General features: G+C 59.0%; 14 protein-coding genes and 1 pseudogene. 8 read left to right on the top strand and 7 right to left on the bottom strand.

All coding sequences use genetic code 11. From position 1 onward, the window contains the following. Positions 1-87 precede the first annotated feature (87 nt). Both K5X80_RS13420 and K5X80_RS13415 read left to right on the top strand, forming a co-directional pair. Positions 88-276 carry a hypothetical protein gene (locus K5X80_RS13420; RefSeq protein ID WP_156453956.1) on the top strand — a complete coding sequence of 63 codons (189 nt, stop codon included), beginning with the start codon at positions 88-90 and terminating at the stop codon, positions 274-276. Positions 277-325: 49 nt separating this feature from the next. Further along, positions 326-1,092 (top strand): IS5 family transposase gene (locus K5X80_RS13415; protein ID WP_222558221.1). Its coding sequence is split into 2 segments (ribosomal slippage): positions 326-638 and positions 638-1,092, totalling 768 coding nucleotides; the frame shifts between segments, so codons are not numbered across the junction. Between the two features lie 397 nt (positions 1,093-1,489). On the opposite strand, the gene K5X80_RS17320 is transcribed toward K5X80_RS13415, so the two are convergent. The 3 genes from K5X80_RS17320 to K5X80_RS13405 all read right to left on the bottom strand — a co-directional run bounded on the left by K5X80_RS17320 (position 1,490) and on the right by K5X80_RS13405 (position 2,777). Then, on the bottom strand, positions 1,490-1,777 hold the full coding sequence (locus tag K5X80_RS17320) for a hypothetical protein (protein WP_502778661.1): 288 nt from the start codon (positions 1,775-1,777) through the stop codon (positions 1,490-1,492). Beyond that, a complete protein-coding gene (locus K5X80_RS17110; RefSeq protein ID WP_261390538.1) occupies positions 1,714-1,899 on the bottom strand; it encodes a hypothetical protein in 186 nt (61 codons plus the stop codon). The genes K5X80_RS17320 and K5X80_RS17110 overlap by 64 nt, the downstream gene beginning before the upstream one ends. A 182-nt stretch (positions 1,900-2,081) precedes the next feature. Then, positions 2,082-2,777 (bottom strand): TetR/AcrR family transcriptional regulator, encoded by a 696-nt coding sequence (locus tag K5X80_RS13405; RefSeq protein ID WP_222558220.1) that lies wholly within the window; start codon positions 2,775-2,777, stop codon positions 2,082-2,084. Between the two features lie 222 nt (positions 2,778-2,999). On the opposite strand from K5X80_RS13405, the gene K5X80_RS13400 reads away from it, so the two are divergent. After that, positions 3,000-5,438: a TonB-dependent receptor gene (locus K5X80_RS13400; protein ID WP_222558219.1), complete on the top strand. Its 2,439-nt coding sequence runs from the start codon at positions 3,000-3,002 to the stop codon at positions 5,436-5,438. 71 nt (positions 5,439-5,509) lie between these two features. Beyond that, positions 5,510-7,825 (top strand): arylsulfatase, encoded by a 2,316-nt coding sequence (locus tag K5X80_RS13395; protein WP_222558218.1) that lies wholly within the window; start codon positions 5,510-5,512, stop codon positions 7,823-7,825. A gap of 730 nt (positions 7,826-8,555) precedes the next feature. On the opposite strand, the gene K5X80_RS13390 is transcribed toward K5X80_RS13395, so the two are convergent. Next, positions 8,556-8,921: a glycine zipper 2TM domain-containing protein gene (locus K5X80_RS13390; protein WP_222560464.1), complete on the bottom strand. Its 366-nt coding sequence runs from the start codon at positions 8,919-8,921 to the stop codon at positions 8,556-8,558. Between the two features lie 375 nt (positions 8,922-9,296). Between K5X80_RS13390 and K5X80_RS17315 the strand changes: the two are divergent. After that, positions 9,297-9,440 (top strand): annotated as a pseudogene (locus K5X80_RS17315) (IS6 family transposase); the annotation flags it as partial. Positions 9,441-9,553: 113 nt separating this feature from the next. Here K5X80_RS17315 and K5X80_RS13385 read toward each other — a convergent pair. The 3 genes from K5X80_RS13385 to K5X80_RS13375 form a co-directional block, all read right to left on the bottom strand. Beyond that, positions 9,554-9,826 (bottom strand): hypothetical protein, encoded by a 273-nt coding sequence (locus K5X80_RS13385; RefSeq protein WP_222558217.1) that lies wholly within the window; start codon positions 9,824-9,826, stop codon positions 9,554-9,556. 97 nt (positions 9,827-9,923) lie between these two features. Beyond that, positions 9,924-10,643, bottom strand: coding sequence for an anti-sigma factor family protein (locus K5X80_RS13380; protein ID WP_222558216.1), 720 nt, complete (start codon positions 10,641-10,643; stop codon positions 9,924-9,926). Next, positions 10,640-11,218, bottom strand: a complete 579-nt coding sequence (locus tag K5X80_RS13375; RefSeq protein ID WP_222558215.1) for an RNA polymerase sigma factor — start codon at positions 11,216-11,218, stop codon at positions 10,640-10,642. The genes K5X80_RS13380 and K5X80_RS13375 overlap by 4 nt, the downstream gene beginning before the upstream one ends. On the opposite strand from K5X80_RS13375, the gene K5X80_RS13370 reads away from it, so the two are divergent. From K5X80_RS13370 to K5X80_RS13360, 3 genes are all read left to right on the top strand, one after another. Then, positions 11,211-12,446, top strand: coding sequence for a S8 family serine peptidase (locus tag K5X80_RS13370; protein ID WP_222558214.1), 1,236 nt, complete (start codon positions 11,211-11,213; stop codon positions 12,444-12,446). The two genes, K5X80_RS13375 and K5X80_RS13370, sit on opposite strands and share 8 nt — an antisense overlap. Positions 12,447-12,538: 92 nt before the next feature. Next, entirely contained in the window at positions 12,539-13,399 is an 861-nt protein-coding gene (locus K5X80_RS13365) for a hypothetical protein (RefSeq protein WP_222558213.1), read from the top strand. Positions 13,400-13,917: 518 nt separating this feature from the next. Continuing rightward, positions 13,918-15,168, top strand: coding sequence for a TetR/AcrR family transcriptional regulator (locus tag K5X80_RS13360; protein WP_222558212.1), 1,251 nt, complete (start codon positions 13,918-13,920; stop codon positions 15,166-15,168). Positions 15,169-15,249 lie beyond the last annotated feature (81 nt).

Genomic DNA, 15,249 nt, shown 5'->3' with positions numbered 1-15,249 from the left:
CTCCTCAAAAAGAAAATCCGCCGGAAATACTAGGTCGTGAACCCATAAAAGTTGCGCGGGCGTGGGCATCCCTTTAGCTCTAAACGCATGGGCAAGCGCAGCGGCGTCATCGATCATGAGGAAGGTTTGGCCAAGCTGAGCCTGGTCGAACTGGATGAGGGGATTGACCGCTACCGGACGCGTCTGAAAATTGCGCCGACAAGCCAACTCTGCAAGTCGTTCGAAAGCCGCATCCACTGGCTGGAGCGGTATCGCGCAAAGCATCATTCTGACTGAGGTACGCAAATCGCTTTCACTGCCGGTCGATGTCTGATTCAGCATTGGCATGAGCCGATATGACCTAACCGATTTCGAGTGGCGCGTGATCGAGCCACTTTTGCCCAACAAACCAAGAGGCGTTCCACGTGTCGATGACCGCCGCGTCTTGAACGGCATCTTCTGGGTGCTGCGCTCTGGTGTTCCTTGGCGCGACCTTCCCGAACGCTATGGTCCGCGCACCACCTGCTACAACCGCTTCGTGCGATGGCGAAAAGCGGGTGTGTGGGATCGGATGATGGATGCCATCACCGTCGCTCACGATGGCGAAATCCAGATGATCGACAGCACTTCGGTTCGCGCGCACCAACAGGCCGCGACCGCAAAAAGGGGGATCGAGATCATTGTCTCGGTCGTTCCCGAGGCGGACTTTCAACCAAAATCCACGCGGTCGTCGATGGGCAAGGTCTCCCGATCCGACTGAGCCTGACCGCTGGGCAAAGCCATGACGGCCAAGCTGCTGACGGTTTGCTCGACCATGTTGGTGCCGGAACGATAGTGATGGCCGATAAGGCATATGATGCCGACCGCATCCGGGCGTCTCTCCGCGAAAGGGGCGCGTTCGCCAATATCCCGCCCAAGTCCAACCGCCGATCAAAACCGTATTTCAGCACTTGGCTCTATCGCGAGCGGAACCTCATCGAACGCTTCTTCTCCAAGCTGAAGCACTTCCGCCGGGTTGCTACCCGCTACGACAAGCTGGCCGAAAACTTCCTCGCCATGGTCCAACTCGCCTCAATGCGGCTGTGGTTGCGGGCTTATGAGTCTACGGCCTAGCCCAACGCTCCACAGCCTGTCACCGCCCTCGATTTCAAGATCTCTATTTTGTAAGAAAACTTGCATGCCTTCCGGTACGCGCTCTAGATGCTGAAGCGCCCGGGCCTTCTTATTCGATCGCTGATAACTAAAGCACAAGTGCCTTTGTATCGCCGTCACGCATTACCCCCGGTACCCACCCTTCGACTTGAGGGCTTCCAGGCTCCAAAAAGGAGCGTCCGCTTATCGGGTTTGACGTCCCTAAGCTGCCAGTCCGCCACCGGCCCAGTTCACGCCATTCACATGCTATGAATGTACGGCAGGTATCGGTGGACTAATCTAAGCCACAGAATGACCGCTATGTTGGCGAAACCAGCATACATTCGCATCATGGACAGCATGCCGTTAGTCAGCGAGATTAGGCGACATAGACGACGGGTGATCCCACTAATCCAGTAGATCGAGATCGCTGCCGTCGCCCAAGGGGTTGCACCAGTCTGCGCCGATTGCGAACTGCCACCAGTTTGTCGGCTGGCTCAGGTCGACAGGGCTGGGGTCTTTTGAACACAAGTGCTCCCGGTCGGTCCATACCTTCAAGCATATCGAGATAGTCCTTGGTATCGGGGGCGATTTCGGCCACCGTCACATAGCCAGTCTCCGCGACGAAGTGAGCGAACTCCCGGCTGATGACAGGCGTTTCGTCGATCCAGAAAGGATCGACCTGAACTTTGCGGCCCGGCGCTTTGCCCGATAGAAACGATCGGAACGCATGGAGAAAATACCAGCAGCAAGGTAGATCATCCCTGCAGGCTCTGTGATGTCAGTCATGTGCAGATTCCTGCCTCATCTTTCACCCTCGGAGCTCATCGACGCGGGTGCTACGCCATCTCGTACTCTCTGCATGAGGCCTTCGTAATCGAAGATCATCGTCTACGGGGTATGGCTCCTGTTAATTTGAGTGCCAAAATGATAGCCAATGAATCTTTCTTAGTTGGTATTACGGGCTTGCTCTAGCGGCCACAGCTCCTTGCAACTGCTGCTACGCCCATGTCGAGAGCTACCTCAAAGCGGCGACGGAACCGTTCCGGATCGCGCTTCGACAGCCCCTCGTTGTCGGACAGGACCAGCATGTTGGTGACGACGAGATAGCCCAGCGCGATGCGATAATCCCCCAGATAAAGGTCTTCCGTTCCGACGATGCTGTTGATGCGGTTGAGGATGCGTCGCAGATTGTGATTGAGGTCCGGTCGGTTGTCGCCCGGATGGGGAACGCCGGCCGGGCGCTGCAGCATCAGGTATCGGCTCATGAAAGCTGCGTAAGTGTGGCGGCCTTCTGCATCGACCAGGTCGAGCAGAGGTTCACACAGGATGCGGAAGAGCAGTGGCAGGTCGAGCTCCCGCCCTTCGCGCTCCGCCTTGTCGAGGGCAGCGCCGCGTACCTCCTCCATCTGCCACACGCGCCAGGCGAAGATCGCCTGCACCAAGGTCTCGCGGTTGCCGAAATGGTATTGCACGGCATTGGTGTTGCGATTGCCTGCAGCCTGCGCAATCTCGCGAAAGGACACGCTCTCGATTGATCGTGCGGCGTAAAGAGATTCGGCAGCGGCGATGATGCGGATCTTCGCGTCGTCGGCAAACTGGGAGGGGGACTGTGTCACCTCCCGTTTCCTACACGAACTCCGCGCAAATTCCAGTTGGCGCAGCATGGGTACTCCCTTGCAGTGCATTTACGCGATCAGGATGTCCGGCGCGGCCTGATAATTAAAACAGGTGCGTTTGAGAGAATAACGCATATGTTTTAATTATCAGGCCGCGCAACGGGGCGGTCCACAAGAAAAACATGGGAGAAAATGCCGATGACTCGTGAGTACCGGGCCATGCCCTCTCGCCGTAGCGCTGTATTGCGAGCGACTCTGTTATGCGCTTCCATGGGGGGTGCGCTGGGGCAGGCGCCCGTAGCGCTTGCGCAGGAGGGCGCGCAGGAAGGGGGCATCAACGACATCATAGTCACTGCCCGCAAGCGGCAGGAAACGACACAGAATGTACCTGTGTCTGTCGTTGCCCTTAGCGCCGAGCGGATACAGCAGTACGATCTTTCGAATCTGGAGCGCGTGGCCGCGACCACTCCGTCATTCTCGATTGGCCGCACGCCGTCGGGTTCGGGTGCAACGCTGGTGCTTCGCGGCATCGGCTCGAACACCACCTCCATCGGGCTGGAGCAATCCGTTGCGGTTATCGTGGATGGCGCCTACTACGGGCAAGGGCGCACGATCAACGAAGGCTTCTTTGACCTTGGCCGCCTGGAAATTCTCAAAGGCCCGCAGGCGCTGTTCTTTGGCAAGAACGCGACAGCGGGCGTCGTCTCGATCACCACTGCCGACCCCGGCGACAAGCTGGAAGTGGTCGGCCGTGCAGGTTACGAATTTGCCGCCAAGCAGGTCTATGGGGAAGCGATCGTATCCACCCCGCTCAGCGAAACCCTCGGTATCCGCATAGCAGGGCGCGCGAGCAAGCAGTTCGACGGATATTACCGGCAATTAGGTACCCCCCAGCCTTATCCGACGATTGACCGCACCTCTACGGCGGTGCCGGGGGGCACGACGATCCATACCTCGGGACCCGCAGGCGATGGCCGTGCAAAGGAAGCCTACATCCGCGCCACTCTAAAATGGGAGCCGACCGACACGCTGACCGCGACGCTCAAGGCCAACTACGGGATCAACGACAATAACAATCCTTCCGCAGGTGCAGTTGTCTATTACTGTCCGACAGGTGCACTCGCGGCCAACCCGGCGATCCCTTGCCGCCGACGCTTCGAGTCTTCGGCCAATCGCACCCCGATCGACATCGCCGCGACGCAGCCTTTCGCCAATGCGGATGGCCACCAGGGCAACCAGTACAAGTCCTGGGCGATCAACCTCGGCCTCGCATGGACGCTGAAGGATTTGACGATCTCCTCGGTCACTAACTACAACTGGAATCGTAACACCTTCCAGTTCGACGCTGACGGCGTTTCCCGTGCCGGCGCACCCGGCGTTTTTGCGACCGAGGATTCCAGCTTCCACGCGTTTTCGCAGGAAGTGAGGGCTCAGACGAGCACTGGCAGTTTCTGGGACGCGATGCTGGGGGGATACTATCAGTCCACCAAGCGCGACTATGACGCTTGGACTGTCTCGGGCGGCCTCGAGAATAGTCAGGCGACTCCTGCTTATCGCCGCTACCTTGCGAACCAGAAGGACTCGCAGACTAAGGGGCGGACTTTTGCGCTGTTCGGACAGCTTATTGTGCGACCGATCGCCAACATCGAAATCGCAGGTGGTGTCCGATATACCTCGGAACGTAAGAACAGCTATTTCATCGAACCGTATTCGCACCCCATCCGCGTTGAGCAGGGCATCTTCCTGCCGGGCGTGACATTGCGTTCGAACCAGAGCTTTGAGGACTGGTCGCCCGAGGCCACCGTCACCTGGAAGCCGATTCAGGATGTCACCGTCTACGGGGCATACAAGACAGCATACAAATCCGGCGGCTTTTCCAATTCCGGCATCTACAGCCGCTCGGCCACTTTGTCCGACTTCGAGTTCGGTCCGGAAAAGGCACGGGGCTTCGAAGCCGGCATCAAGACGATGCTGTTCGATCGCCAGCTGCGCCTGAACCTTACCGGCTATAACTTCAAATACAGCAATCTGCAGTTGGACTTCTTCCGCTCAGACACATTCGCCTTTACCACCATCAACGCAGGCTCGGCTCGGACCAAAGGCGTTGAGCTGGAATTCCAGTTTGCGCCACGCGCGCTGCCCGGGTTCGATCTGCATGGCAGCGTGAACTACAACCATGCCCGTTATGGTGATGCTCCCGGTGCGCCCTGCTGGGCGGGCCAGACCAGATCGCAGGGGTGTAATCTTGTCTACGTTTCCGCAACCGACGCCTCCCGCCCATTCAACCCGGTGACCGACGCCGCGGCCAATCGCCAGAACCTGAAGGGGCTGCCGACTGCGAACGCCCCGGACTGGACTGGCAATCTTGGCGTCTCCTATGAAGCGCTTCTAGAAAACGGCGCGAAGTTCAACTTTGGTGTCGATGCACGATACAGCGGCAGCTACCTCGCGACAGCGTTCGGTAACCCTTACACCCGGCAGAATCGCTACGTCTCCCTCGATGCCTCCTTGTCCTTCACAACGGCGGACGAACATTGGCAGTTCCAGGTGATCGGCAAGAACCTGACCAACCGCTGGTATGCGATCGGTGGTGTCGATACGCCGAACACCGGCTCGGGCACCGGCACAAACATCGGGATAGTCGCTGACCAGACCGGTTACGCCAGCATCCCGCGCACCCTGCAAGCGCAGGTAACCTTCCGGTACTGATATTTTTCAAGAACCTCCCTTTAGGGTCTGCGTCCTAAGCGCAGACCCACCTTTTTCTCAAGGATAGCATCATGACCAAGCCCTCGCAGACATTGGCCGCGCTGCTTGCCACATCGACCCTCGTCTGTTCTTCTCAAGGCCTGGCGCAGATCGCTACCGATACTGTAGGTCGGACGGTGGAGACGACCCACGCGCCGCGATGGCCGAGCGAGCCTACTGCGCCCAAGGGTGCCCCTAACGTGCTTCTGATCATGACGGACGATATCGGCTACGGCGTGACCAGCGCGTTCGGTGGTTCCGTCCCGACGCCCACTTTCGACGCGCTGGCACAGCAGGGCCTGCGCTACAGCCGCTTCAATACCGCTGCCCTGTGTTCGCCCACCCGCGCATCGCTGCTGACTGGGCGGATGCCGCACAATGTCAACATGGGCAATGTGGCCAATGTGCCTACAGGGTACGACGGCTATACCAGTGTGATACCCAAGAGCGCCGCGACAGTGGCTGAAGTGCTCAAAAAGGCGGGCTACAACACGGCGATGTTGGGTAAGGGGCATATCACGCCCGAATGGGAAATGAGCCCGGCCGGGCCGTTTGATCGCTGGCCGACAGGCCTCGGCTTTGAGTATTTCTATGGCTTTCTTTCCGCCGACACGTCGTTGTGGAACCCCAATCTTGTGGAGAACGAGAGACCGGTCAATCAGCCAGCACAGCCCGGCTATCACTTCGAGCGCGACATCGCCAATCGCGCCATCGCCTGGCTGCAGCGCCAGCGTGCCAGCGCTCCGCACAAGCCCTTCTTCATGTATTATGCGCCCGCGGCGGCCCATACCCCGCATCACGCGCCCAAGGAGTGGCTCGATAAGTTCAAGGGCAAGTTCGACCAGGGCTGGGACAAGGTGCGCGAAGAGACGTTCGAGCGGCAGAAGGCGATGGGGCTGATCCCGAAGGACGCGGCGTTGTCACCTCGCCCGGACTCGCTGCCAGCATGGGACTCACTAGATGCAGAACACCGCAAGGTTTATGCACGGCTTATGGAGGCCTTTGCCGCGACGGTCGCCTATTCCGATTATGAGACCGGACGCCTTATCCAGTCTCTTCGCGATAGCGGGCATTACGACAACACCATGATCATCTTCATCCAAGGCGACAACGGCTCCAGCGCCGAAGGGGGGCTGCAGGGCCTAGCGTTCGAGCAGTCCTCGATTACCGGTCGCAAGGAAACTTTCGCCGAGCTCGTATCACATTACGACGACATCGGCGGCCCGAACGTCTACAATCATTTTCCTGCGGCGTGGGCCTGGGCGATGAACAGCCCCTATCCGTGGTGGAAGCAGATCGCCTCGCAGACAGGCGGTGTCCGTAACGGTATGGTGGTTTCTTGGCCCGCGCGGATCAAGGACGGAGGCACTTTCCGAAACCAATATGCCCATGTCAGTGATATTGCGCCCACCATCCTCGAAGCTGCCGGGGTCAAGGCGCCCGATATCGTGGATGGCGTCAAACAGCAGCCGATCGACGGCATCAGCCTGGCGTATTCATTCACTTCACCGAAGGTGCCGTCGCGGCGCCACACCCAAATCTACGAGATGATGGAAAACTTCGGCATCTACCACGATGGTTGGATTGCCGGGACACTTCCCAAGCGCATGGCCTGGGAAGTGGGCGCAGGCCAAGATCGAAAGCTTACCGTCGGACCTGAAAACCGCAAATGGACGCTGTTCAACCTCGACAAGGACTTCACCACTGCGCACGATCTGGCCGCCAGCAACCCTGCAAAGCTCAAGGAGATGCAGGACCTGTTCTGGAAAGAGGCGGCGGTGAACCACATCCTGCCGATCCACGACTATTCCGAAGGAGCAGAAGGCCGCCCGACCCTCGGCGGCAACCGCACTAGCTTTACCTACAACGCGCCGCTCACCCATTTGAACGAGGACGCGGCGCCGCACACGATCGGCAAGTCTTTTACCATTAATGCCAATATCGAGGTGGGTGACGATGCGCGCGGAGTGCTGGTGACGCAGGGCGGGCGGTTTGGCGGCTACGCCTTCTATCTAAGGGACGGCGTGCCGACATTCCACTACAATGCAGTTGGCTCTGACCAGTTCACCATTAGGGCGCGAGCGAGCATCCCTGCAGGCACCCACACCGTGCGTGCCGACTTCGAGGCCGACAAACCTATGCCAGGCTCTGGCGGAACCCTGACGATCAGCATTGATGGCAAGGTGGTCGGGAGTGGCCGGATTGAGCGCACCGTTCAAGGGTGGATGTCACATACCGAAGGCTTCGACATCGGCAGCGATACGATTACGCCCGTAAATGGCGATTACACGATAGCCGACAGCCGCTTTACAGGGATTATTAGGAAGATCAGCATCAATCTTCGTTGAAGGACGTCCCAACGCTGTTTGACGATTGTGCAAGGTAGGAACAATTAATGGCGTGCAGCTGATCAAGCAATAATCGTCGGGCGGCATGTTTATCGCCGGGCTGCTCGGATGATACCGTCCGATCGCGCGGGCAGTAATCGAAACAGGACAAATGTTGCTGGCAATCTGTCTAGACCTGCGAACTGGGTATCCCTGCGGTGTGCATTGATGCCCACCAAGCGTACCAAAGCCCGAAGGCAATGAAAGCGAACAGGACCGACCCTCGCGATGCCGCCGGCCTCCCACAGTTAGCGCGAACCGGCTTCTACGAGCAGGTGCACGTCAAATCTTCGGCGGCGCATGGCATGCGCAGCGTGATCATCGCACGGGCCCATTTGATTGAAGGACGTGTCCGGCTCGACAAGATGATCCGCAGTCTCTGCACTACGTTTGGTTATCGCCCAGATGCAGGCCAAAGATAGCTAAACGGAGTGCATGATGAAGGAAAGTGCTTGTAGTAGCTCTGTAGTAGCTCTGTAGGTCCTCCGTGAGAGGCGATCGTGATGGTTGGACAAAACGGGAGAGGGCGCGCTGCGAGGGAATATTCGTCCAACAAGGTTAGTTCCGGCCGCATTTCTGGGCGCGATCCTTCTGGGAGCAACATTGCTGATGTTGCCTGCGGCGCGAACCGATTTTCCGGGACGGCGACTCGATTGTCACGAGGCGGAACAGAAGAACTAAATTTCAGGCTTTAGCGGCATTTGAGTTCGCCGCGATCGATTGCGCGCCCAAGCAAACCGCCGCCCGCGGCGCCGATGATCGTACCGACGGTTCGGTCGCGCCCTCCATCGAGTTCGCGTCCAACGAGTGCTCCGACGGCAGCGCCGATGATCAGCCCGGTCGTACCGTTGTTGCGCCGGCAATGGTAACGTCCGTCATCGCCGCGCCATATACGATCACTACGTGAAATTAGCCGCGGTTCGTAATAGCGCCCGTAGCTGTCGTAGAGACCGCGATCTTTGGCGCGTTTGCCGTGCGCCGGAGCCCAGGGCGGCGGATCAGCAAGGGCGGGAGCCGTTGGCAAAGCGACGGCAGCGAGCGTAATAACGGCAAGCATCTTCTTCACGGCATGTTTCTCCCAATATCATTTGTCGTGAATAGCGATTGATAGCGAAACACACGATTAACGAGGACGATCCGGTCTCACCGCGATCGGCAATCCGCCCGCAACACTGCTATTTGTGAGCGTGGCGCGCTAGGCCATGAGATTGCTTACCATCCCGGAGACAGGCTGATGCTCCGACGCGAGAACGAGACGGATTATCTTACGGTTCCGTTTGCCCATCATCGTCCCATCCCGCTGGAGGGTTCTGTCAAAAAGATTGCACCGATTGGCTGAGAGATGGTTGCAGGGTAGGGCGGGGCGATGCCCCGTCCTCGCAAACCAGCCAATCCGTTCCGGTATTTCCACTCCTCGCCGGAGGTGATCCGGATGGTGGTGATGCTCTATGTGAGGTTTCCGCTATCGCTGCGGAATGTCGAGGATCTGCTGTTCGAGCGGGGGATAGACCTGTGTCATGAAACCGTGCGGCTGTGGTGGAACAGGTTTGGTCCGCTGTTCGCTGCCAATATTCGTACAGGGTGCGTAAGGAGACGGGATATTGCCTGTCATCTCGCAAAGATAGCTTTGTCAGATCTATTGCCCAAGCCAAAACTGGAAATATTGGGATTGCAAAGACCAAGTCGGATTTACTTCTTGTCGCCTCGGAGCAAGGCAATCCATTCACCGCCTTCGGGAGGCAAGGCCAGGTAGAAAATCATGCCATCGCACCCAACCACTGTGCATTTGGCCAACGTGTTAATTGGCGATGTGGCAGTGCCAAAACATAAGGCGTTGATGAGTGGATTGACGTGATGCTGCAGGCCGCATCGCTGACACTCCGAGCGGACAAGCGCACCGGAAACCGCCAGCTCACCCCAGGAAGCCGTCCGGTAGGAGAACCTTTGCTGCGCTATTTCCATCATCGAATCCTGGACATCATGGGATAGTTTTTCGCTTCGGGAAGCTCTCGGTCGTTCATCGATAACCGCCTTTGAAAATGGTAGCGCAACGGCAGCTTCAATGCTGGCGCAGGGCCCGCCAATCGTTGCGGGCGGCTTGCTCCTCTTCAAAAGCATCCAGAGCTTCTCCCGCCGCCATTCTTTGGATCACGGTCATGACCGCCATATCCGGATTGCCCGCCTGACGATATTCGGTGTCATCGGCTTTGCGACCATCGAAAGTCTTGAGCAGGCGCCAGCCTCCGGCATCACGGCAAGCGATGCCGGCACGTCCCTCTGTCGTGAATCCACGGCAGTATTGCCCCTGCTTGTCCTGAAAACTGAGCAGGATACGAACCCGGGCACCGGTTTTCTGTGTGGATGCCAGTTGGCTATCGAGCGCCCGAGCAATGTCGCCTTGTGCATAGGGACTGTCAGCCGGTTGCAAACCGAAGACGATCAAGATCAGGATCAGCGAGGCTGCGAGCGCCGGACCGGCCATGCGCGCCCATCGCGCCCGTATGACCGGTGTGCGGCGATTGCGCGCCCGTGCAGCGAAATCAATCACATTGGGCCTCTCGTCTCCGTTCTTCGTGATGGCCTGTAGCAGCCGGTCAGGTACCGGCTGCTCAGCGATCGGAGCGAAGTGTGCAACCAGCCGCGCTCGCAGCGCATGGTGCGCCACGAGGTTGGCTTGGAGCCCAGGATCGCGGGCAATCGTTGCCTCGACCTTGCGTGTGGTTTCGTCATCGAGTTCGCCATCGGCATAGGCCGCCAGCAGTTCAGGTAAGATTGTCATGCCATGTCTCCCAGAATGGCGAGCATGGCATCGCGGCCGCGCACGAGACGTGAGTTCAGCGTTCCTACGGGACAACCGACGATCCCGGCGGCCTCCTTGTAGGAATAGCCCTCTACCATCACCAGGAGCACCGCTTCACGTTGTTCGTTGGGCAACTTTGTCAGGGCGCGGCCAATGTCATTGAGTTCGAGCCTTGCTTCTTGCGCACCGTTTGCACCGACCGAGAGACCTTGTTCTTCCTCGACAAAAGTTTTGCTCCGCCGGGCCGCCGCTCTTGTCTCATCAATCCAGAGATTGCGCATGATCCGATACATCCAGCTATCGAGGCGTGAGTCTGGCAGCCACTGATGGCGACTGCGCAAAGCATGCTCGATTGTTACCTGACACAGGTCGTCCGCATCGGCCGGATTACGGGCAAGCCCGACGGCAAACCGCCGCAAGCGCGGAAGCAGCGTCAGAATGCCTTGTTGGAAGTCCTGCGTCAGCGTCGTTACCTTTCTTGCCGGATTAAACGGACAAGCGGCTTCGTTTAATCCATAGTTCTGGAAGAATTTTGGAAAAAGACCGATGCGCATCAGCCTTGCGATCCTGATGTTCCTGGCTTCGGCGGGTACTGTTCCTGCTTTGGCGCAACTGAGCGTACCGCCGTTGGGAGGAGCCGTGGGCGATGTCCTGGGCACTGTGGACCGCACGCTCGAACCGCTCGAGCAAACCTCGCAGCTTACCACCGATGCAACGAAACTTGCCGAACAGCGCGTGTCACGGCTGAGCGAACTGGTGCGCCGTAACCGGGACAGCATCGAGTTCGACAATGCGGGCGAACCTGCTCGCAAAGGCGAACTGCTGTTGCTCGATCCCGCCCATACCGACCTTATGGCGGCTCAGGACGCCGGCTTCACGCTGCTTGGACGTGAGACGCTGGATGAGCTGGACATCGGAGTCGCCCGTCTCGGAGTGCCGAAAGGCATGTCGCTGGTTCGTGCAGAGCAGGCCCTGTACAAACTTCTGCCCCAGGCGAACATTGCCACCGACAGCATTCACCTGCCTGCCGGCGGTTCGGCCTCTGCCGGGGCAGAGAAAAGCCCCTCCGTCATGCCAGGGATCGCCACCCAGGTCGGATTGATCGATGGCGGTGTCGGACCGGCGACTGCGGCAGGACCTGTTCGTGGCTTCGTTCAGGGCGCGCCGCGTGCGAGCGACCACGGGAGTGCTGCCGCATCCTTGCTACGCAGCGCCGGGGTGCGAAATATAGCAGCGGCCGACGTCTATGGAGCAGACCCCACCGGAGGGAACGCGCTTGCCATTAGCCGGGCAGTCAACTGGCTGATCAGCTTGCGGGTGCGGGTCATCTGCATCAGTTTGGTGGGACCGAACAACCCTCTGCTCGGACAGGCCATTGCCGCCGCACGCCGGCGTGGTGTGCTTGTGGTGGCCCCTGTCGGAAATGATGGCCCGGCCGCACCACCGGCCTATCCTGCTTCCTATCCCGGTGTCATCGCGGTGACAGGAGTGGACGGCCGCAATCGTGCGCTGATCGAGGCAGGCAAGGCACTGCACCTAGATTATGCCGGGCCTGGGGCTGACATGGTGGCGGCAAACGCCGAGGGAAAGTGGATCCGTGTGCGCGGCACCTCCTATGCCGCGCCACTAGTCGCCGCACGAGTGGCAGCGACGCTGGCGAACGACAACGTCACCAGTATTACCGCAGCGCTTGATCGCGAAGCGATCGATCTGGGGCGCAAGGGACCGGACATGCTCTATGGGCGGGGTCTTTTGTGTGGTTCCTGTCGACGCTCCAAGTAAATTGCGCGACCGTACGGATTATATCGCGGTCGGTCATCGTTTTCCCGTCAGAAGTCACACGCGCTTCACCAAATCGAGAAAAGGATAGCCAAATGCGTAAGATCATCATCATCATGACTACGGCCCTGATGCTCTCAGGCGCTCCTGCCCATGCCCAATTGCTGGGCGGTGGTTTTGGAGGGGGACTGGGAGGGGCGTTCGGTGGTACGCTGGGCGGCACCGGCTCGGTGGACTCCACGCTTGACTCTGTTCGCTCATCGGCCGGCGGTACGCTTCGCGGTGAGGGCTCGACGAGCGGAAATCAGTCTATCAATCGTCGTACTGGTCAGGTTCACATGGACCGCAGCACCCGTGCTTCGGGTGGCGGTGATCTTTCAACAGCAGTCAGCACACCCACTCAGGTGATTACAGGCGAGGCCTTGGGTAATGCGAGTAGCAGCAGTGCGAGCAGTCTCGACGCCCAGTTGCTCGGCACCGATGCTGCACGCAGCGCAGGGCGATCGGCCCGTGAAACCAGTCGCAGCGGCGTCGAGTCGGCTCAGGGTACCATGGGTGGTGCGGGTAGCGGTGCGCTCGCTGGCCGCCTTACCGGCAGCCTGACCGACGCACTTTCGGGCTCGGGCAGCGTATCGGGTTCGGGTGACACCGGATGGCCTGGTTCCGTCACCGGTTCGGGTAATATGAAGGGTACGAGCGAGGGCAGTTTCCAGGTTACACGTGGCATGCCGGTGCTCGCGCCGGACGGTGAGCGCATCGGCAAGGTGCGCCAACTCTTTGTCAATGGCCACGGCGAAGTGCAGCAAATATTGGTCAAGATGGACGACACGAGCGCGCTCCTTCCGGCCAGCAACTTCTCGGCCAGCGGCAATGCCGTGATGTCAGCCATGACCCAAAGCCAGATCCAGCAGACGGCAACACAGGAGCAGAAGGCTGAATCCGAAGCCAGCAAGTAAGCTAAGCCATGATGGCCGCATCCCGGGACGTGTGGGAACACGCCCTGGGATGACGGCACGATCATACGAACATCGAAAACACGGTGCGATATCTCGGTGTCGATATCGACGATGCACTGACGTTGTCGGAACGCACTGAGATTTGATCTGGAATCGGCTTGCCATCACCTTGGGGAGCCGTTTTGGCCACAGACTGGTTACATCGAGCCGCTATGGAGCCACGAGGTGCTGTCAGAAGGATTGCACCGATTTCTTGAATGAGGGGGCGTAAGGCGAGGCGATGCCCCGTCCTCGCAAACCAGCCAATCCGTTCCGGTTATTTCCACTCTTCGCCCGAGGTCGTCTGTATGGGGGTGACGCTCTATGTGTGGTTCCCCAACTAATTGCTAAAGCTGACACAGGCTACCGGCCGTGTACGGAATTTTCGAAACTCAATCGTTTTATTTTTCGAGGGTCTCTACAGGCGAGCGGACACCGGTTAGGCTTCGGTTTCGTTTAAGAGCATCTGGATCCTGTGCGTGCCCAAACTGAAAGCTTCCCCCCCGGCCGTCGAGCGCATCATCAATGCGGCGGAGGAGCAATTCCTGACGCACGGGGTGTGGGCGACCAGCGTCGACCGGATCGCTCGCGAGGCGCGGGTCGGAAAGAATAGCTATTACGAGTTGTTTCCCAGCAAGGATGCGCTTTTCGCGGCTGTCGTAGAGCAGGCGCTCAACCGGATGCGTGTGTCGCTGTCGTGTGTCAGGATCAAGGGAAGTGATCTGACGGAGGTGCTCTGCAACTATGCGTACAGCTATCTGTCGATTGTGATTGGCCGGGAAGGGAGTGGCCTCTATCGGGCCACCATCACCGCAGAGCGAGAACTGCCGACACTGTCCATGGATCTGCAGCACGCCTGGATCGCGGTGTCCGATCTTCTGACATCCTATTTCGCCGAGCTTATCGAGCGTGGTGTGATTGTGTCGACCAATCCCGAACTGCTTGCCTTCCGTTTCGTCAGCTGCGTGGTGGACGGCAGCCGTTACCTGAACGGATATGCCAAGCCGTCCGATGCGGAAGCGCGGAAGATCGCTCGTGCGGCCACGCATTTGTTCCTTAATGGCTATCGCACGGCGCCTGCGGTGTCGATCAAGGATGTGCTGGCGCTCACCCTGGAGTCTGAGGCCCCGACACCATCCGAGGCGCGGGCAGCGATCCGCATGCCGTTCGAAAGACTGCAAGGGCTATTCGATGCGGCCATGCAGGAATTCCTCGAGAGAGGTTTTCACGGGGCTAATCTGGACCGGATCGTGCGGCAGGCGGGAGTTAGCAAGGCCACACTTTTCCGTCATTTCGAGACAAAGGTCGCGTTGTTCCAGCACGTTGTCTTGCGCGAAGCGGAAGACATCTGGGGGCCGCAAATTCCGGTGACTATAGGGGCGACGATTGAGGAGACGGTGCGGGCGCTGATCGCGGGTGTGCTCGATCGCCATCTCGCCCCGCGCAGCCTCGCGCTGCATCGGCTGATGCTGGCGGAATCCGGGCGCTTCCCTGCCGTGATGGCCGAAGTCAGCGAACTGATGCGCAATGGGCCCGCAGCGCAATTGCGACGATACCTTCTGGCGTTCGGCTGGCCGGTGGCTGGGCCGTTCGTCTGCCGCACCTTCTTTACCCTAGCGACCGAAGGGGTGCGCTGGCTTGCAGGTGAAGAGCGCCCCGATGCGCAAGCCAGGGAAGAGGCGGTCGCTATGGCCGTCCAGATCGTGTTGTCGGGGGTGCGCTTGAAGTAAAAATACGGCATAGTTTCGTATTAGATTGACTGCCCGTTCGTTTCGATGATAGCCAATAGTCCATCGAGATTCGCAGACTCG

Origin of the sequence: Caenibius sp. WL (assembly GCF_019803445.1) — a bacterium.
Lineage (GTDB): Bacteria > Pseudomonadota > Alphaproteobacteria > Sphingomonadales > Sphingomonadaceae > Caenibius.
Note: the sequence above shows the minus strand (reverse complement) of the source record. Positions and strands in the feature narration are given on the sequence as shown.

What these genes read in the sequence shown, in the direction of transcription:
- K5X80_RS13420 (WP_156453956.1), top strand. Translation starts at nt 88, where the DNA reads ATGGGCAAGCGCAGCGGCGTCATCGATCATGAGGAAGGTTTGGCCAAG.
- K5X80_RS17110 (WP_261390538.1), bottom strand. Translation starts at nt 1,899, where the DNA reads ATGACTGACATCACAGAGCCTGCAGGGATGATCTACCTTGCTGCTGGT.
- K5X80_RS13405 (WP_222558220.1), bottom strand. Translation starts at nt 2,777, where the DNA reads ATGCTGCGCCAACTGGAATTTGCGCGGAGTTCGTGTAGGAAACGGGAG.
- K5X80_RS13400 (WP_222558219.1), top strand. Translation starts at nt 3,000, where the DNA reads ATGGGGGGTGCGCTGGGGCAGGCGCCCGTAGCGCTTGCGCAGGAGGGC.
- K5X80_RS13395 (WP_222558218.1), top strand. Translation starts at nt 5,510, where the DNA reads ATGACCAAGCCCTCGCAGACATTGGCCGCGCTGCTTGCCACATCGACC.
- K5X80_RS13390 (WP_222560464.1), bottom strand. Translation starts at nt 8,921, where the DNA reads ATGCTTGCCGTTATTACGCTCGCTGCCGTCGCTTTGCCAACGGCTCCC.
- K5X80_RS13385 (WP_222558217.1), bottom strand. Translation starts at nt 9,826, where the DNA reads ATGGAAATAGCGCAGCAAAGGTTCTCCTACCGGACGGCTTCCTGGGGT.
- K5X80_RS13380 (WP_222558216.1), bottom strand. Translation starts at nt 10,643, where the DNA reads ATGACAATCTTACCTGAACTGCTGGCGGCCTATGCCGATGGCGAACTC.
- K5X80_RS13370 (WP_222558214.1), top strand. Translation starts at nt 11,211, where the DNA reads ATGCGCATCAGCCTTGCGATCCTGATGTTCCTGGCTTCGGCGGGTACT.
- K5X80_RS13375 (WP_222558215.1), bottom strand. Translation starts at nt 11,218, where the DNA reads ATGCGCATCGGTCTTTTTCCAAAATTCTTCCAGAACTATGGATTAAAC.
- K5X80_RS13365 (WP_222558213.1), top strand. Translation starts at nt 12,539, where the DNA reads ATGCGTAAGATCATCATCATCATGACTACGGCCCTGATGCTCTCAGGC.